A 14335-nucleotide genomic window follows, 5' to 3' on the forward strand; every position below is an offset into this window, starting at 1 on the left:
TACATAATTGTTACACTTTTACTATAAGGATTGGTAAAATGTCCGTTCAATAACTTCAGCTTGCTGAGCGGGAGTTAGTTTGATGAAATTAACAGCATAGCCAGATACGCGGATCGTTAATTGTGGATATTTTTCTGGATGTTTTCTTGCATCCTCTAATACGCTGCGGTCAAGAGCATTTACATTAATATGATGCCCTTTCTTGGCAGAATAGCCATCTAATATACTTGCTAAATTTTGAATTTTAATAGGATCAGCTTTTCCTAAGGTGGCAGGCAAAATAGAGAAGGTGTAAGAAATACCATCGCGGCAGTCATCATAAGAAAGTTTGCAGACAGATTGCATAGCAGCCAGTGCACCTTTTTTGTCCCTGCCATGCATTGGGTTGGCACCAGGGGCAAAGGCTTGTCCTGCTTTACGTCCATCAGGAGTTGCACCTGTCTTTTTGCCATACATTACATTAGAAGTAATGGTAAGTATAGATAAGGTATGTTCAGCATCACGATAAGTAGGGTGTTCTTTTAATTTTCGGCTGAATTCATGGCTTAATTCGGTTGCCAAAATATCTACAGTATCATCGTCATTGCCGAAGAATGGGAAATCCCCTTCGATGGCAAAGTCTTTGGCAATGCCAGCTTCGTTACGTAATGCTTTAACCCGAGCGTGACGGATAGCGCTTAGCGAATCTGTGGCTACAGATAACCCCGCAACGCCAAAGGCCATAATACGTTTTACATCTGTATCATGCAGAGCAAGCTGGGCTTTTTCGTAGGCATATTTATCATGGCTAAAGTGGATCAGATTCATAGTATTGACATATAAACCAGTGAGCCAAGTAAGTACTTGTGATAAGTTATTACGTACTACTTCATAATCTAGGTATTCTCCTGTAGGGATTGGCATGATAGGAGCTAATTGTTCGCCAGTATTTTCATCACGACCACCGTTAATGGCTAAAAGTAAGGCTTTTGCCAAATTGGCTCTGGCACCAAAAAGCTGCATTTGTTCTCCAATTCTCATCGCGGATACGCAGCAGGCAATGGCATAGTCATCTCCGTAGACAGGTTGCATAATATCATCATTTTCATATTGAATAGCACTGGTATCTAAAGATACTTTTGCGCAGAAGTTTTTAAAATCCGTAGGTAAATTAACAGACCACAAGATAGTTAGATTCGGCTCAGGAGCAGGACCTAAATTATATAAGGTGTGGAGAATACGGTAAGACGTACGAGTTACCAAAGTGCGCCCATCCAGTCCCATGCCACCAATTGATTCCGTTACCCATAAAGGATCGCCAGCAAACAATTCATTATAATCAGGTGTGCGTAAATGACGAGCTAATCGTAGCTTAATTACCATTTGATCAATTAACTCTTGCGCTTCCATTTCGGTAAGAATGCCATTTTCTAAATCTCTAGCTAAATATATATCGAGGAAAGTAGAAACCCGGCCTAAAGACATAGCGGCGCCGTTTTGTTCTTTTATAGAAGCAAGATAACCCAAATATAACCATTGAACGGCTTCTTTTGCAGTTTCAGCTGGGCGACTAATATCAAAACCATAAGATGCAGCCATGGCGATCATATCTTTTAGGGCTGCAATCTGAGCAGAAACTTCTTCTCGTAGGCGTAATGTTTCCTCAGTCATTGGTTTGTTCGCAAGATCTTCTAAATCAGCTTTTTTTGTTGTCATTAAGTGATTGATTCCATAGAGCGGAATGCGGCGGTAGTCACCAATAATCCGACCGCGACCATAGCCATCAGGTAATCCTGTAATAATCCCTAGTTTACGAGCTTTTTTCATTTCATCAGTATACATATTAAAAACAGCAGTATTATGGGTCGTTACATGGTTGCGATAGATGTTACTAATTTCTGGATTAAGCTTATAACCATAGGCTTCGCAAGCCTGCTCAGCCATACGAACACCGCCATTAGCAATTACGCTGCGTTTTAAGGGAGCATCCGTTTGTAAACCATAGATTACTTCTAAACTTTTTTCAATATAGCCTGGCTTATGAGATGTAATAGTAGAAACGATAGTAGGATCTACATCCAGGACTCCATTTTTTTCACGTTCTTCTGCTAAGAGGGCGCTGCATTTGTCCCACAATTTTTTAGTGCGAGGTGTTACGGTAGCTAAGAAATCACTATTACCCTCATAAGGTAAGTAATTATTTTGAATGAAATCTCGTACGTTTATCGATGTTTGCCATTTTCCTGGTTTAAATTGTTGCCATGCTTTGTTCATAGTATTTCCTCCTATAATTATTGATAATTGTTATCATTTAACTATATTATAACTATATTATATGGTTTTGAATATGATATAAATCATATAATATTTACATTTGGTATATTATGATTGTAATTATTGTAGCAGCAAAAGTCAATAAATAGTATTAATAAATAATTGATATCATTTATTGTTCATTTTGTTCACAAGAAAAGACCGCCTGAACATAACGAACTAAGTTATGCCCAGGCGGTCGGCTTATATCTAGATACAGTCCCTTGTGGTTATTCCACGATCCGCCAGTTCTGCATCTGTTTTATTATATTATTTCAAAGGTATGATCTTTCTTATGTAACAAATTCTATAGCTTTCTTTTTCTCTTGTCAATAAGAATTTATTGGTAGAGTAGAAGATTGTTAAGGGAGCTTAAATTTCACATAAAAGGTGGTTCCAAGAGGGCTAGTGTCAAAAACTATCTCTGCTTGGTGTCTCGCAGCAATATTATAGCAGATAGCCAAACCTAAACCTAGCTGATCTTCCTTAGTTGTGAAGAAAGGGGTAGCTAGTTTGTCCAAATCTTCAGGAGAAATTCCTATTCCTTGATCTTTAATAGCGAGAACGATCCTGTTCTGTTCCACATACGTACGAATTACTAATTCAGTCCGAGGGAACATGGCTTCAAGACCATTTCGGGCTATGTTGAGAATAAGCTGGCTTATTTCTTTATCATCCATTTCAAAATCTGGAATGGATTCAAGCTGAGTAGAAATTTTTTTATTTGCAATAATTGCGTCTGCCTGTAATAGGGGGAGTAAGGAGCTGATAAGGGTATTCAAATTGTGTGATTCTAAGGTTAAAGACTTATTTTTGGCTAAGGATATAAATTTACTAATAATTCGATTTGCATCGTCAATTTCAGTAACCATAAGTTCCACTAATTCTTTATAATTTTGAAAAGCGCTTTTTTTCGAGAACATTTGTAAAAAACCACGTACCGTAGTCATAGGATTGCGAATTTCATGACCGATACTGGCAGCCATCTCTCCAACTAAGTGTAAGCGATCGAATCGAGTCAAATGTTGCTGCATTTGTTTAAGTTCACTAATATCACGGATTATCAAGACGAAATCATTTTCGTTGCTCGCTGTAATTCTACCTTCACAATAATAAGTAATTGAATTTACTGTAGTTTGAAATTCAAAAAATTGCATAGTATTTGTAGTTACTGCCTGATCAAAGTAATGCATAATTTTTGAGGCTATTAAGGGCAGTACATCCTTAATGTTTCTATTTTGAAGATTGATAGGGGGGAAGAAGGGAAATGTATTTTTCGACTCTTGATAATCCAGGATAAAACCATTCCTGTCTAACACAAATAAGGTATCAGGTATTGAATTGAGTAGAATTTGCGTACGATCTTGATTTTTCTTTAATGATTGCTCAGCTTTCTTTAAGTCTGTGATATTGCGAAGGGTACATAGTACATATTCAACAGAACCATCGGCTCCAAGCTCTGGAACTAACAGGGCATGATAATACATTGTTCTTTTATGTAAAGTTTTAAAATCAGACTGAAAACTTAGACTTTTTTTAGATTTAAAAACTTTGTTAATTTCAGTTTTCCATAGTTGATAATAATGAGAAGAAAGACCAAGGTCTGAGAGTTTGGTGCCAATCAGATTTTCGGCTAGTATACCCGTGATAATTTTAATTGCGGGATTTGCATAGATAAAGCAGAGGTTCCTGTCAAAACGAATGATAGCATCGGGAGAATTTTCAGCGAGAGATTTGAAGTCGTGTACACGTTGCCAGGGTGGAATCGGTTCTTCTATAGAAAATTTTCGCGGAGAATCATTCATAAAAAAACGTACCCCCATATACAAATAATATTTGAAATCCTTTGAAAGATTATTTGTAGCATAGCATTCGTCAAAGATAGATAGTTTCCCTTTAGATAATTTGTCGAAAAAACAGGAATGTAAAAAAATATACTATATTACTGTTATATCCAGTATGATATACAGTAACAAATTGGTAGCTTTACTTTACCGTAATTTTAAAGAAGGGAAAAAGGCACTTAAAAAAGAATAAATATTATATACAAGTTATATAAAGTATTATGCAAAAAGAAATAAATTCACAAAGGGGTTTTATAAATGCTCAAAATAGTGAAAAGATTTTTCCAAGAAGAGCATGGCTTAAATCAACGGGCAAGGGAAATATTACGGTATATTGGCCCTGGAATACTAGTAACAGTAGGATTTATTGATCCAGGGAATTGGGCTGCTAATATGGCGGCAGGGGCCGAATATGGATATAAATTGTTGTGGATGGTGACGCTGTCTACAATTATGCTAATTGTATTACAGCATAATGTGGCCCATCTAGGGATTGTCACAGGGCGTTGTTTATCCGAAGCAGCCACAGAATATTTGCGGCCCTTAGTCTCACGGACCGTACTCTTATCTGCAGTAACGGCTTCTGTTGCGACAGGTCTAGCAGAAATACTGGGTGCAGCGATTGCTTTAAATATGTTATTTCATATTCCCTTAAAGGTGGGCGCTATATTTACGGCTTTAGGATGTGGCTGGATGTTGTGGGCCAATTCCTATAAGCGATTAGAAAAATGGATTATGGGTTTTGTATCGATTATTGGATTAGCATTTTTATTTGAGCTTAGTTTGGTGAATATCAATTGGCCTGAGGCTGCTATTGGCTGGGTTTCTCCTGTCATTCCCGAAGGAGCTATGCTTGTAGTGATGAGTGTGCTCGGGGCAGTGGTAATGCCACACAATTTATTTTTACATTCCGAAATTATTCAAAGTAGGCAATGGAATTTGGAAGATGAAGCTGTCATTCAAAAACAGCTTAAATACGAGTTTGCAGATACTTTGTTTTCAATGTGTATTGGTTGGGCAATTAATAGTGCCATGATTTTAATAGCCGCAGCTGTGTTTTTTAGCAATCAGGTACAAGTCGAAGAATTGGAACAAGCTGAAATTATGCTTCGTCCCTTACTTGGAAATGCCGCAGCAGTTGTTTTTGCCATAGCACTATTATTTTCTGGTATTTCTTCTACGATTACAGCCGGTATGGCTGGTGGAAGTATTTTTGCTGGTATGTTTAGTGAGCCATATGACGTTAAGGATCGCCATTCCTGGATGGGAGTAGCTCTTACTTATGGTTTGTCAGTACTTTTAATTCTTTTTATTGAGAACCCTTTCCAGGGGTTGGTTTATTCACAGATGTTTCTCAGTGTTCAACTGCCGTGGACAATATTTTTACAAATTTATTTAACATCGTCAAAGCAAGTCATGGGCAAGTATGCCAATACAGGTTTGCAACAAATTATGTTATGGGCAATTGGTATTATTGTTTCCGTATTAAATATGATGTTGTTATGGGATTTCATTAAGTAACCCAGGTGCTATATTTTATATCTTGCATTTACAAATTGAATTTGCTACAATGTATCCATAATAATCATTTTTGAGAATGATTATCTCCGGGGCTGAAATTAAATAAATTGAAACATCTTCAGGGCAGGGTTTAATTCCCGACCGGTGGTAAGCAGTGGATTCTGCAAGCCCACGAACCGCAAGGTTGATTTGGTGTAATTCCAAAGCCGACAGTATAGTCTGGATGAAAGAAGATATACTAGCACATGATTAGATGTGTTTCCTTGTGCTACTAACTTCCCGAAGATATTTCGGGAAGTTTTTGTTTCTATGATTAAGGAGGAATCTGTGTGGTTTACAATACACGTTATATAACAAAGGTAGGAATCTTATCTGCAATTGCTGTCATTTTGATGTTTTTTGAGGTGCCGTTACCTATGATGCCAAGTTTTCTAAAATTGGATGCCAGTGAACTGCCTGCTATCCTTGGTGCTTTCCTATTAGGACCAATCGCTGGTGTTGGCATTGAGTTGATCAAGAACCTAATACATGGGGCAAATAGCCAAACGATGGGGATTGGGGAAGTTGCTAATTTTCTGGTAGGCGTATCATTTATTCTTCCGGCAAGCTGCTTATACCAGAGATATAGTAGTCGTAACGGGGCTATTATAGCTCTAGGCGTTGGAACAATTTCTATGATGTTTTCCGCTTCTTTATTAAATTATTTTATACTATTACCTCTTTATCAGGCAGTATTGCATTTTCCTCTTGAGCAAATTATATCCTTGGGGACAGTAGCCAATCCTCAGGTTGTGGATTTAAAATCTTTCATCACCATGGCCATTGCACCATTTAATCTGATAAAGGGAATTGTCATATCTATTTTTACCATGATGATTTATAAAAAAATCTTTCCCGTTTTATGTGAAAGATAAGAGATAGTGAAAGAGGCTACTCCAATACAAGGAGTAGCCTCTTTCACTATTCTAAAAAGTGCTCTTTTCTCTGTGTCCTCTGCTTCTTTGCGGTTTAAAAGATGTCAAACAATTATTATAGTTGTTTGGTACTTGGTAGTGTAAAACCTCTGCCCATGACTTCGACGGCATCTTGCACAATCATAAAGGCGTTAGGGTCTGATTCTTGTACAAGAAGTTTTATCTGACCAATTTGCGTAAGAGTTACAACAACAAAGATGACCTGTTTGTCTTGTCTTGTGAAAGCTCCTTCTCCACGAAGGATGGTAGCGCCGCGACCAACTTCTTTCAAAATCGCTTTTAAGATTTCATCAGTTTTATAAGAAACAATATAAACCGTTTTCTTGCGATTGATCCCTTCCACGACATTATCCGTAATGTTAGCGGCAATAAACATAGAGATTAATGTTAAAATGGCCAACTTGATGCCGAAGAGGATGGCAGCAATCAGCATAATCACACAATTAATGGAAAAGGAAGCAGCGCCAACATTCATAGAATAATACTTTTTGATAATGCTGGAGACGATATCAAGTCCTCCACCACTTCCGTTGGCTTTAAAAATCAGGCCAGAACCAATTCCTGTAATAATGCCACCGGTGATTGCTGAAAGAATCGGATCATCTACCACAGTGAAGTTTGCCAAGTAGCCTGTTGCATCGACAAAAAAGGAAAATAGGGCTGTTCCATAAAGGGTCTTTATAGTGTACTCTTTTCCCAAAAGACGATAAGCAGCATAAACAAGTGGAATATTCATTACAAGAATTTGCACGCCGATGGGGAATTTAAATAAATAATAAAGAATAATGGCGATGCCACTAACTCCACCACTCAAAAGATGGTGGGGGACGAGAAAACTATTAATAGCTACAGCGCTTAGCAGGCAGCCAACACCAACCGAGAGATATTGATAAATTTTATAGCGCATCTGTTCCTCCTATAGAAGTTTAATTAAGTAGTATCAATAGCAATCTTCAGGAATTGGCTATAGGGGGGAGTCGTTACGTAGGAAGTAGACGATCCTTATATCCGATTCCTGAAGAAATTTTACTGATATTTATTTACTCCCTGAAGTAGGGATGATTTTTACTATAGTTTGTTAATGAATCCTTGAATGAAAGGGTATTGATAGCTTTCCCCGTTGAATGCCTTAACAGCTGCCATAATAGAGGTTACGATGAGGATTAGCCACAAAATACCTACTATGGGGAGTAATAAGACTCCAATCAGGAGTGTACATAGCAGTCCCACAAGGCAAGAAGTAACTAATATGGCCAAATGAGCCACCAAAGATTGCTTAGCATGCTCGTAAACAAAAGGATCATTCTTTTTTAATAAAAAAATGACTAAAGGTGCAATAATAAAACCCAGACCGCCTAAAAAATAGGATATATGAGCGAGGATGGCTAGCAATTTTTGCTCTCCTGTAATTCCATTCATAAAAACACCTCCTAAGTATATTTTATAGTAGGTTGGTTCTTTTGTATATCCTATTCATAAAGATTGAAAATCACACTATAATAAAACCTTGTTTTTGAAATGCAGTTTATGATATTATCAAGAGGAACATTTATAGCAGAGGTTTTCTTTAGGTGGTATCGTAATGAACCATACTATAAAAAAGGAATCTTCAGCTGTGAAGGATCAATATAGCTATATGTTAATACTGGTATTATATCCGCTTAGATCTATGATGGACTGAGACGGGAGGTTACATAGGAAAAGTATGCCTTTCGGACAAGTGCCGGAAGGCTTTTTTTATATTCTTTTCCTAGGGCGTTTATTAGTATGTTATTAAGAGAGTACATCTATCATACTTTTTCTCAGAAGTAGGATCGGGAATTGATTGTTATCTATACTATTAAATCGGCTTATATAGTGGATAAAAAGGAGAAGCAGCATGAACAAGCCAAAGGTGCTAATCGTCGGAGCTGGTAAAGTAGGCAGTGTGTTGGCCCGAGCCTTATATAGTCAGGGTTATGAATTAGTAGGAATCGCTAGCCGTACTTTAGATTCGGCCCGTGAATTGGCTAAACAGTTTGGTGTAAAAGCAGGGACAGAAGCAGTAGATTTTACGAAAGAGGCGAATATTGTCTTACTTACAACTCCTGATCGCTATATTGGTAAAGTAGTAGAGGAACTGGCTAAGAAAAGTGGCTTTAGGCCAGGACAAGTTGTTATCCATACTTCAGGCTGCCTGCCTACCGAAATATTGAAACCTGCTAGAGAGCAGGGAGCTTTCATTGGCTGTATGCATCCCCTTCAGTCGTTTGCCAATAAAGAACTATCTATAGAAGCTTTATCTGGTGTGTATTTTGCACTGAGCGGACATGATGAGGTGATAGTAGCAGGAAAAAAAATAGTCGAGGATTTAGGCGGAAACGGTTTTGTTATGTTGGATAAGGACCGGGCACTATATCATGCTGGGGCCTGTATTGTATCGAATTATACAGTTTCGTTGATACATTGGGCGAGTCAACTATATAGTAGTTTTGGTTTATCTAGAGAAGAGGCTTCAAAAGCCTTATTGCCCTTATTGCAGGGCACAGTGAATCAAATAAAAGAACTTGGTCCTACGGAGGCCTTAACAGGACCTATTAGTCGAGGGGATAGTATTACCATAGAGGCTCATCTACAGGTTTTAGAAAATGATGAGGAAAAGAAGTTGTATCAAAATCTTGGATTATATACTCTAGGGGTTGCTTTAGAAAAAGGAACAATAGATCAAATGCAGTCAAATAGCATGACAGAATTATTGAAAATGAAACTAAAGGAGAAAGAAGATGAGCAGCAATAAACGTATTACAACAACGGTGATTCAAGAGAGAAAGGTTGCTGGTAAAGCAATAACCATGCTGACAGCATATGATTTTTCTATGGCGAAATTTTTAGATGACGCTGAAGTAGATATGTTGTTAGTTGGTGACTCTTTAGGCAATGTAGTATTAGGGTATGATTCTACACTCCCTGTTACGATGGAAGATATGATTCATCATGGGAAAGCTGTGTGCCGAGGGGCAAAAAGGGCAATGGTGGTTGTGGATATGCCTTTTATGTCGTATCAAGTTTCAACAGAGCAGGCCGTGACAAATGCAGGGAGAATCATGAAGGAAACAGGGGCTCAAGCTGTTAAATTGGAGGGGGGGCAAGAGGTTGCTGATGCGGTAAAAGCCATTGTCAGAGCTGGTATCCCTGTGGTAGGACATTTAGGACTAACCCCCCAATCGGTTCATAGTTTAGGTGGGTTTAAAGTGCAAGGCAAAGAAGAAAAAGGTGCACAAAAATTGTTAGATGATGCGAAACGCTTGGAAGAGAGCGGGGCTTTTGCAGTGGTATTAGAGTGTGTGCCTGCATTGTTAGCACAAAAGGTTACCGATTCCATTGTGATACCAACCATTGGTATTGGTGCAGGGGTATATTGTGATGGACAAGTATTGGTTACCAATGATTTATTAGGTCTTTTCCCTGGTTTTACTCCGAAATTTGCGAAACAATATACCAACCTTCATATTCAGCTGGCTCAGGCAATCGCCGAATACAGAAAAGAGGTAGAAGAAAGAGCCTTTCCTGGCGCAGAGCATAGTTTTAAAATTTCGGATGAAGTATTGGAAAAATTGTACTAATAGAAGGGGGACATTCAGATGAAAATAATTTCAGACATACAGGAGATGCAATTCTTTGTTAGGCAGGCAAAAGAGAAAGGGATGAGTATTGGACTAGTACCAACTATGGGGTCCCTGCATGAGGGGCATCTCACCTTAATGCGTCAAGCAAAGAAAAGTTGCGATATAGTTGTAGCAAGTATCTTCGTCAATCCAACGCAATTTGGTCCTACGGAAGATTTTGCTAAGTATCCTCGGGATTTATCTGGTGATAGCCAGCAGGCTGCTAAAGCTGGTGTAGATGTCATCTTTCATCCTCAGCCAGAGGAGATGTATCCAGCAGGATATAGCAGTTTTATTGAGATTAATGGTATTACTCAGAAATTATGTGGTTTATCACGACCAGGTCATTTTCGTGGCGTAGCTACCGTTGTAACTAAATTATTCAATATTATTCAGCCGGATAAAGCTTTCTTTGGCCAAAAAGATGCCCAACAGGTGTTGGTACTTAAGCGTATGGTGGCTGATTTGAATATGAGCGTTACTTTGGAAGTAGTGCCTATTGTACGGGAGGAGGATGGTTTAGCCATGAGCTCTCGTAATGCTTTCTTATCTCCTGAGGAGCGTAAGGCTGCCTTGGTTTTATCGCAAAGTCTACAGCTTGCGCAAAAGCTGGTTGATCAAGGGCAAGTCAATGCTCGGAACATTAAGGAGCAGGTAATACTTAAAATTCAAAAAGAAAAATTAGCGCAAATCGACTATGTAGAAGTATATAGCTATCCCCAATTAGAAAACCTGGATGTTATAAGGGACAAAGCTCTTCTTGCTTTAGCTGTCCGGATTGGGAATACTCGTTTAATTGATAATACAATTTTGGAGGGATAATATTATGTTTATTACTTGTTTAAAAGCAAAACTTCATTGTGCCACGGTGACAGAGGCCAATCTTAATTACATGGGTAGCATTACAATCGACGAAAGCTTATTAAAAGCTTCAGGGATTCTACCTAATGAAAAAGTGCAAATTGTTAACAATAATAATGGGAACCGTTTTGAAACCTATGTAATTACAGGAGCAAAAGATTCAGGTGTTATTTGTTTAAATGGGGCAGCGGCTCGTTTAGTGCAGCCTGGTGATAAGGTCATTATCATTGCCTATGCTATGATGACTAACGAAGAGGCAAAAGACTTTACTCCTACGGTGGTAATGGTGGATGAAAAAAATCAAGTGAAGGAAATTCGTTCTAAGGAAACTCATGGTCAGATAGAATAACAAAGGAAAGACAATACTAAATAAAGAATAGAGTAAAATACCTTAAAAAGGTAGGAATCTGGGAGGATCGATAAGGGGGACAAAAAATTGATTTACGGACAACTAAAAAACTTGGAACAAGAGAAATCTGCATTTTCACCTGTGTTGCAAAAAGCGCTGTTGTATTTAAAAAATACAGATTTAGCAAAGTTAACAATTGGACGACATGATATTGAAGGGGACACTATATTTGCTTTAGTTTCTGAATACCAAACCGAACCTAAACAAGATAGACGCCCAGAGGCTCACCAAAAGTACATCGATATTCAATATTTGGCTTCAGGTGAAGAGATAATTGGCTGCAGCTTATTGTCAGATCAGTGTATAGTGCTTCAAGACGAACTAAAGGAAAAAGATCTTATTTTTTATAAAGAGATCATGGAAGAAACCGATATGGTATTAGAGCCAGGAACCTATGCCGTACTCTTTCCTAATGATGTACATCGTCCTTGTTGCATGAGAAGGACCGCACAAACAGTAAAAAAGGTAGTCATTAAAATTGCAATTTCTCAATTATAAAAGAAGAGAACTCCACATCAGAATGGCAGCTGCTTGTGGAGTTCTTTTTTTACGGAATCAGAAAGTATAACACTTTCTTGATTCCAAGTAAGAACGACTAAGGCTTCTGCCTGCGTCCGAGGACTTGGCACAAGCCAAGTCTTTTCTTATACATTCTATAGAATACATTCAAAGGAGAATACTATAATATATATAATACAGACTATTTACAGTAGTAAAAAAGTAGTCTATTATGTAGTATTAGAAGTGCATTTTATCCGATGACTAAACCTGCTCTAAGACCCCCATTCTAATAAGTGGGAGTTAAGAGTCCTTGGATTCAGTTGTAGGTAAAACTCCATCTGAATCAAGTCTTCTTTATAAATGGTACATGTCTAAAGAAAGGACACTTGATGGTGCCGTTGTTCAGGGCATAACTTTTAAATTATACAAAAAGTAAGGAGAGAAAGATGGAAATAAAATCAATTAAAAAATTGAAATTATATGGATTTAATAACTTAACCAAGACGCTTAGCTTTAATATGTATGATATTTGTTATGCCAGAAGTCCAGAACATCGTCAAGCTTACATTGAATACATCGATGAAGAATATAATGCAGAACGGCTTACCAATATTTTAACAGAAGTCGCCAATATGATTGGAGCTAATATCTTAAACATTGCCAAACAGGATTATGACCCCCAAGGTGCTAGTGTAACCATGCTCATTTCCGAGGGTAAAATTGCCGCTGATGAGCTGGAAGAAAACGAACTATCAGATCCTCAGTCCGATGCAGTTGTTGCACATTTGGATAAAAGTCATATTACTGTACACACATATCCGGAAAGTCACCCAGATAAAGGGATTAGCACTTTTCGTGCCGATATTGATGTTTCTACTTGCGGAGAAATCTCTCCTCTGAAGGCATTAAACTATCTAATTAATAGTTTTAGCTCTGACATTGCGATTATTGATTATCGAGTACGAGGTTTTACTCGTGATGTCAGTGGTAAAAAATTCTATATTGATCATAAAATTAATTCTATCCAAAATTATATTGCACCCGATACGCGTGAGTTATATCAAATGCTAGATGTGAATGTATATCAGGAAAATATCTTCCACACAAAAATGATTCTCAAAGAATTTGATTTAGATAATTACTTGTTTGGTACAGCAAAAGGGGAACTTTTGCCAGGGGAAAAGAAAAAAATAAAACAACGTTTGAAAAAAGAAATGTCTGAAATTTATGCTGGTCGCAACATTCCTAAAGTAAAATAAAAAAACTTAAAAAATGAACCACAAAAACACGATACCGCTTTCGCGGTACACAAAGAGGAGGCAAATATGCTGGTGTCCACTCCTTTGTGTCCTTTGTGTCTTTGTGGTTCATTTTCAACTATAACAACTCAATAAATTTCTGTGCTGCAATTGGAACTGGTAAACAATCATACGTTATAATCCCTAATTCACGCTTCGGTATCTCTGTAGTGAGGGTGAGGGGGAATAACTGATTGTCAGCCAGTTCTTTCTGTATATATTCACGACTAATAAAAGAAATCCCCAAACCAATCTTAGTTAATTCTATCATTAAATCCACACTGCCTAATTGAATTTCTGGTTGAAAGAGGATGTTGTGTTGGGCAAATAAAGTATCTAAGAAGGTCCTAGTAGTCGTATTTTTTTCTAAGGTGAGAATTGGCAGTGCTGCAACCTCATCGAAGGTTAAAAGAGATCCTTGTAGATGGGAAAAGGCGGGGCTAGCAAAAAATACATCATGAAGCATCTTGCATTTACTAATTGTCATCTTAGGGTAGGACTTTTCTGGGGCAAGGTTGACAACACTAATGTCTACTAAACCTTTTTTTAATAAATCGACGCAGACAGGTGAAGGGCGGTTGGTAACATTAAGTTTGATTTTAGGATATAGTTGATTAAATTGCTTAAAATAAGGAAGTAAATAATATTTGCAGATTGTATCGCTGGCGCCTATCTTTAATTCTCCTTGTTCAAGAGTATAGAGTTCGCTAAGGCTGCGTTCCCCAGTTTTAAACAAATGAAAAGCCTGTTCAACATGAGTAAATAAAAGTAGACCAGATTCCGATAGCTGCACTTGCTTTGTACTACGAAAAAAAAGTTTGGTGTTAAGTTTCTCTTCCAGAAGTTTTATAGCTTGGCTAACAGCGGATTGGGAGATGTAGAGCTCGTTTGCGGCTGCCGAAAAGCTTAAGTATTTAGCAACGTAATAAAATACTTTATATAATTCAAAGTTAATATCCATATATAAGCTCTCCTAATGATTTATATTAAA

General features: G+C 37.7%; 13 protein-coding genes and 2 riboswitches. Of the genes, 8 read left to right on the top strand and 5 right to left on the bottom strand.

Annotation, left to right across the window (positions count from 1 at the left end):
* Positions 1–21: 21 nt before the first annotated feature.
* Positions 22–2253 carry a formate C-acetyltransferase gene (gene pflB / locus UFO1_RS02150; protein ID WP_038667356.1) on the bottom strand — a complete coding sequence of 744 codons (2232 nt, stop codon included), beginning with the start codon at positions 2251–2253 and terminating at the stop codon, positions 22–24.
* Positions 2254–2474: 221 nt separating this feature from the next.
* Positions 2475–2555: riboswitch (ZMP/ZTP riboswitch) on the bottom strand.
* Positions 2556–2654: 99 nt separating this feature from the next.
* A complete protein-coding gene (locus UFO1_RS02155; protein WP_051788793.1) occupies positions 2655–4097 on the bottom strand; it encodes a PAS domain S-box protein in 1443 nt (480 codons plus the stop codon).
* A gap of 297 nt (positions 4098–4394) precedes the next feature.
* Here UFO1_RS02155 and UFO1_RS02160 point away from each other — a divergent pair, with 297 nt between their 5' ends.
* The gene (locus UFO1_RS02160) at positions 4395–5657 is read left to right on the top strand and encodes an Nramp family divalent metal transporter (RefSeq protein WP_038667359.1); all 1263 of its coding nucleotides are present in this window, start codon (positions 4395–4397) and stop codon (positions 5655–5657) included.
* 110 nt (positions 5658–5767) lie between these two features.
* Positions 5768–5896, top strand: a riboswitch (FMN riboswitch).
* A gap of 90 nt (positions 5897–5986) precedes the next feature.
* The gene (locus tag UFO1_RS02165; RefSeq protein WP_038667362.1) at positions 5987–6571 is read left to right on the top strand and encodes an ECF transporter S component; all 585 of its coding nucleotides are present in this window, start codon (positions 5987–5989) and stop codon (positions 6569–6571) included.
* Between the two features lie 115 nt (positions 6572–6686).
* Here the strand turns inward: UFO1_RS02165 and UFO1_RS02170 are convergent, their stop codons facing one another.
* On the bottom strand, positions 6687–7538 hold the full coding sequence (locus tag UFO1_RS02170; protein WP_038667365.1) for a YitT family protein: 852 nt from the start codon (positions 7536–7538) through the stop codon (positions 6687–6689).
* A gap of 161 nt (positions 7539–7699) precedes the next feature.
* Positions 7700–8050 (bottom strand): DUF4870 domain-containing protein, encoded by a 351-nt coding sequence (locus UFO1_RS02175; protein WP_038667368.1) that lies wholly within the window; start codon positions 8048–8050, stop codon positions 7700–7702.
* A 460-nt stretch (positions 8051–8510) separates the two neighbouring features.
* Here UFO1_RS02175 and UFO1_RS02180 point away from each other — a divergent pair, with 460 nt between their 5' ends.
* The 6 genes from UFO1_RS02180 to speD all read left to right on the top strand — a co-directional run bounded on the left by UFO1_RS02180 (position 8511) and on the right by speD (position 13305).
* Positions 8511–9407: a Rossmann-like and DUF2520 domain-containing protein gene (locus UFO1_RS02180; RefSeq protein WP_038667372.1), complete on the top strand. Its 897-nt coding sequence runs from the start codon at positions 8511–8513 to the stop codon at positions 9405–9407.
* Positions 9394–10233 carry a 3-methyl-2-oxobutanoate hydroxymethyltransferase gene (gene panB / locus UFO1_RS02185; protein WP_038667375.1) on the top strand — a complete coding sequence of 280 codons (840 nt, stop codon included), beginning with the start codon at positions 9394–9396 and terminating at the stop codon, positions 10231–10233. The genes UFO1_RS02180 and panB overlap by 14 nt, the downstream gene beginning before the upstream one ends.
* An 18-nt stretch (positions 10234–10251) precedes the next feature.
* Positions 10252–11097: a pantoate--beta-alanine ligase gene (gene panC, locus UFO1_RS02190; RefSeq protein WP_038667378.1), complete on the top strand. Its 846-nt coding sequence runs from the start codon at positions 10252–10254 to the stop codon at positions 11095–11097.
* A gap of 4 nt (positions 11098–11101) precedes the next feature.
* Positions 11102–11485: an aspartate 1-decarboxylase gene (gene panD / locus UFO1_RS02195; RefSeq protein ID WP_038667382.1), complete on the top strand. Its 384-nt coding sequence runs from the start codon at positions 11102–11104 to the stop codon at positions 11483–11485.
* Between the two features lie 87 nt (positions 11486–11572).
* On the top strand, positions 11573–12043 hold the full coding sequence (locus tag UFO1_RS02200) for a YhcH/YjgK/YiaL family protein (protein WP_038667385.1): 471 nt from the start codon (positions 11573–11575) through the stop codon (positions 12041–12043).
* Between the two features lie 449 nt (positions 12044–12492).
* Positions 12493–13305: an adenosylmethionine decarboxylase gene (gene speD, locus UFO1_RS02205; protein WP_038667388.1), complete on the top strand. Its 813-nt coding sequence runs from the start codon at positions 12493–12495 to the stop codon at positions 13303–13305.
* Between the two features lie 118 nt (positions 13306–13423).
* On the opposite strand, the gene UFO1_RS02210 is transcribed toward speD, so the two are convergent.
* Positions 13424–14305: a LysR family transcriptional regulator gene (locus tag UFO1_RS02210; protein WP_038667391.1), complete on the bottom strand. Its 882-nt coding sequence runs from the start codon at positions 14303–14305 to the stop codon at positions 13424–13426.
* Between the last annotated feature and the right edge of the window lie 30 nt (positions 14306–14335).

The organism is Pelosinus sp. UFO1 (assembly GCF_000725345.1).
In the GTDB taxonomy this organism is placed as follows: domain Bacteria; phylum Bacillota; class Negativicutes; order DSM-13327; family DSM-13327; genus Pelosinus.

What these genes read in the sequence shown, in the direction of transcription:
- UFO1_RS02170 (WP_038667365.1), bottom strand. Translation starts at nt 7,538, where the DNA reads ATGCGCTATAAAATTTATCAATATCTCTCGGTTGGTGTTGGCTGCCTG.
- panC (WP_038667378.1), top strand. Translation starts at nt 10,252, where the DNA reads ATGAAAATAATTTCAGACATACAGGAGATGCAATTCTTTGTTAGGCAG.
- UFO1_RS02180 (WP_038667372.1), top strand. Translation starts at nt 8,511, where the DNA reads ATGAACAAGCCAAAGGTGCTAATCGTCGGAGCTGGTAAAGTAGGCAGT.
- panD (WP_038667382.1), top strand. Translation starts at nt 11,102, where the DNA reads ATGTTTATTACTTGTTTAAAAGCAAAACTTCATTGTGCCACGGTGACA.
- speD (WP_038667388.1), top strand. Translation starts at nt 12,493, where the DNA reads ATGGAAATAAAATCAATTAAAAAATTGAAATTATATGGATTTAATAAC.
- UFO1_RS02160 (WP_038667359.1), top strand. Translation starts at nt 4,395, where the DNA reads ATGCTCAAAATAGTGAAAAGATTTTTCCAAGAAGAGCATGGCTTAAAT.
- UFO1_RS02155 (WP_051788793.1), bottom strand. Translation starts at nt 4,097, where the DNA reads ATGAATGATTCTCCGCGAAAATTTTCTATAGAAGAACCGATTCCACCC.
- panB (WP_038667375.1), top strand. Translation starts at nt 9,394, where the DNA reads ATGAGCAGCAATAAACGTATTACAACAACGGTGATTCAAGAGAGAAAG.
- UFO1_RS02175 (WP_038667368.1), bottom strand. Translation starts at nt 8,050, where the DNA reads ATGAATGGAATTACAGGAGAGCAAAAATTGCTAGCCATCCTCGCTCAT.
- UFO1_RS02210 (WP_038667391.1), bottom strand. Translation starts at nt 14,305, where the DNA reads ATGGATATTAACTTTGAATTATATAAAGTATTTTATTACGTTGCTAAA.
- pflB (WP_038667356.1), bottom strand. Translation starts at nt 2,253, where the DNA reads ATGAACAAAGCATGGCAACAATTTAAACCAGGAAAATGGCAAACATCG.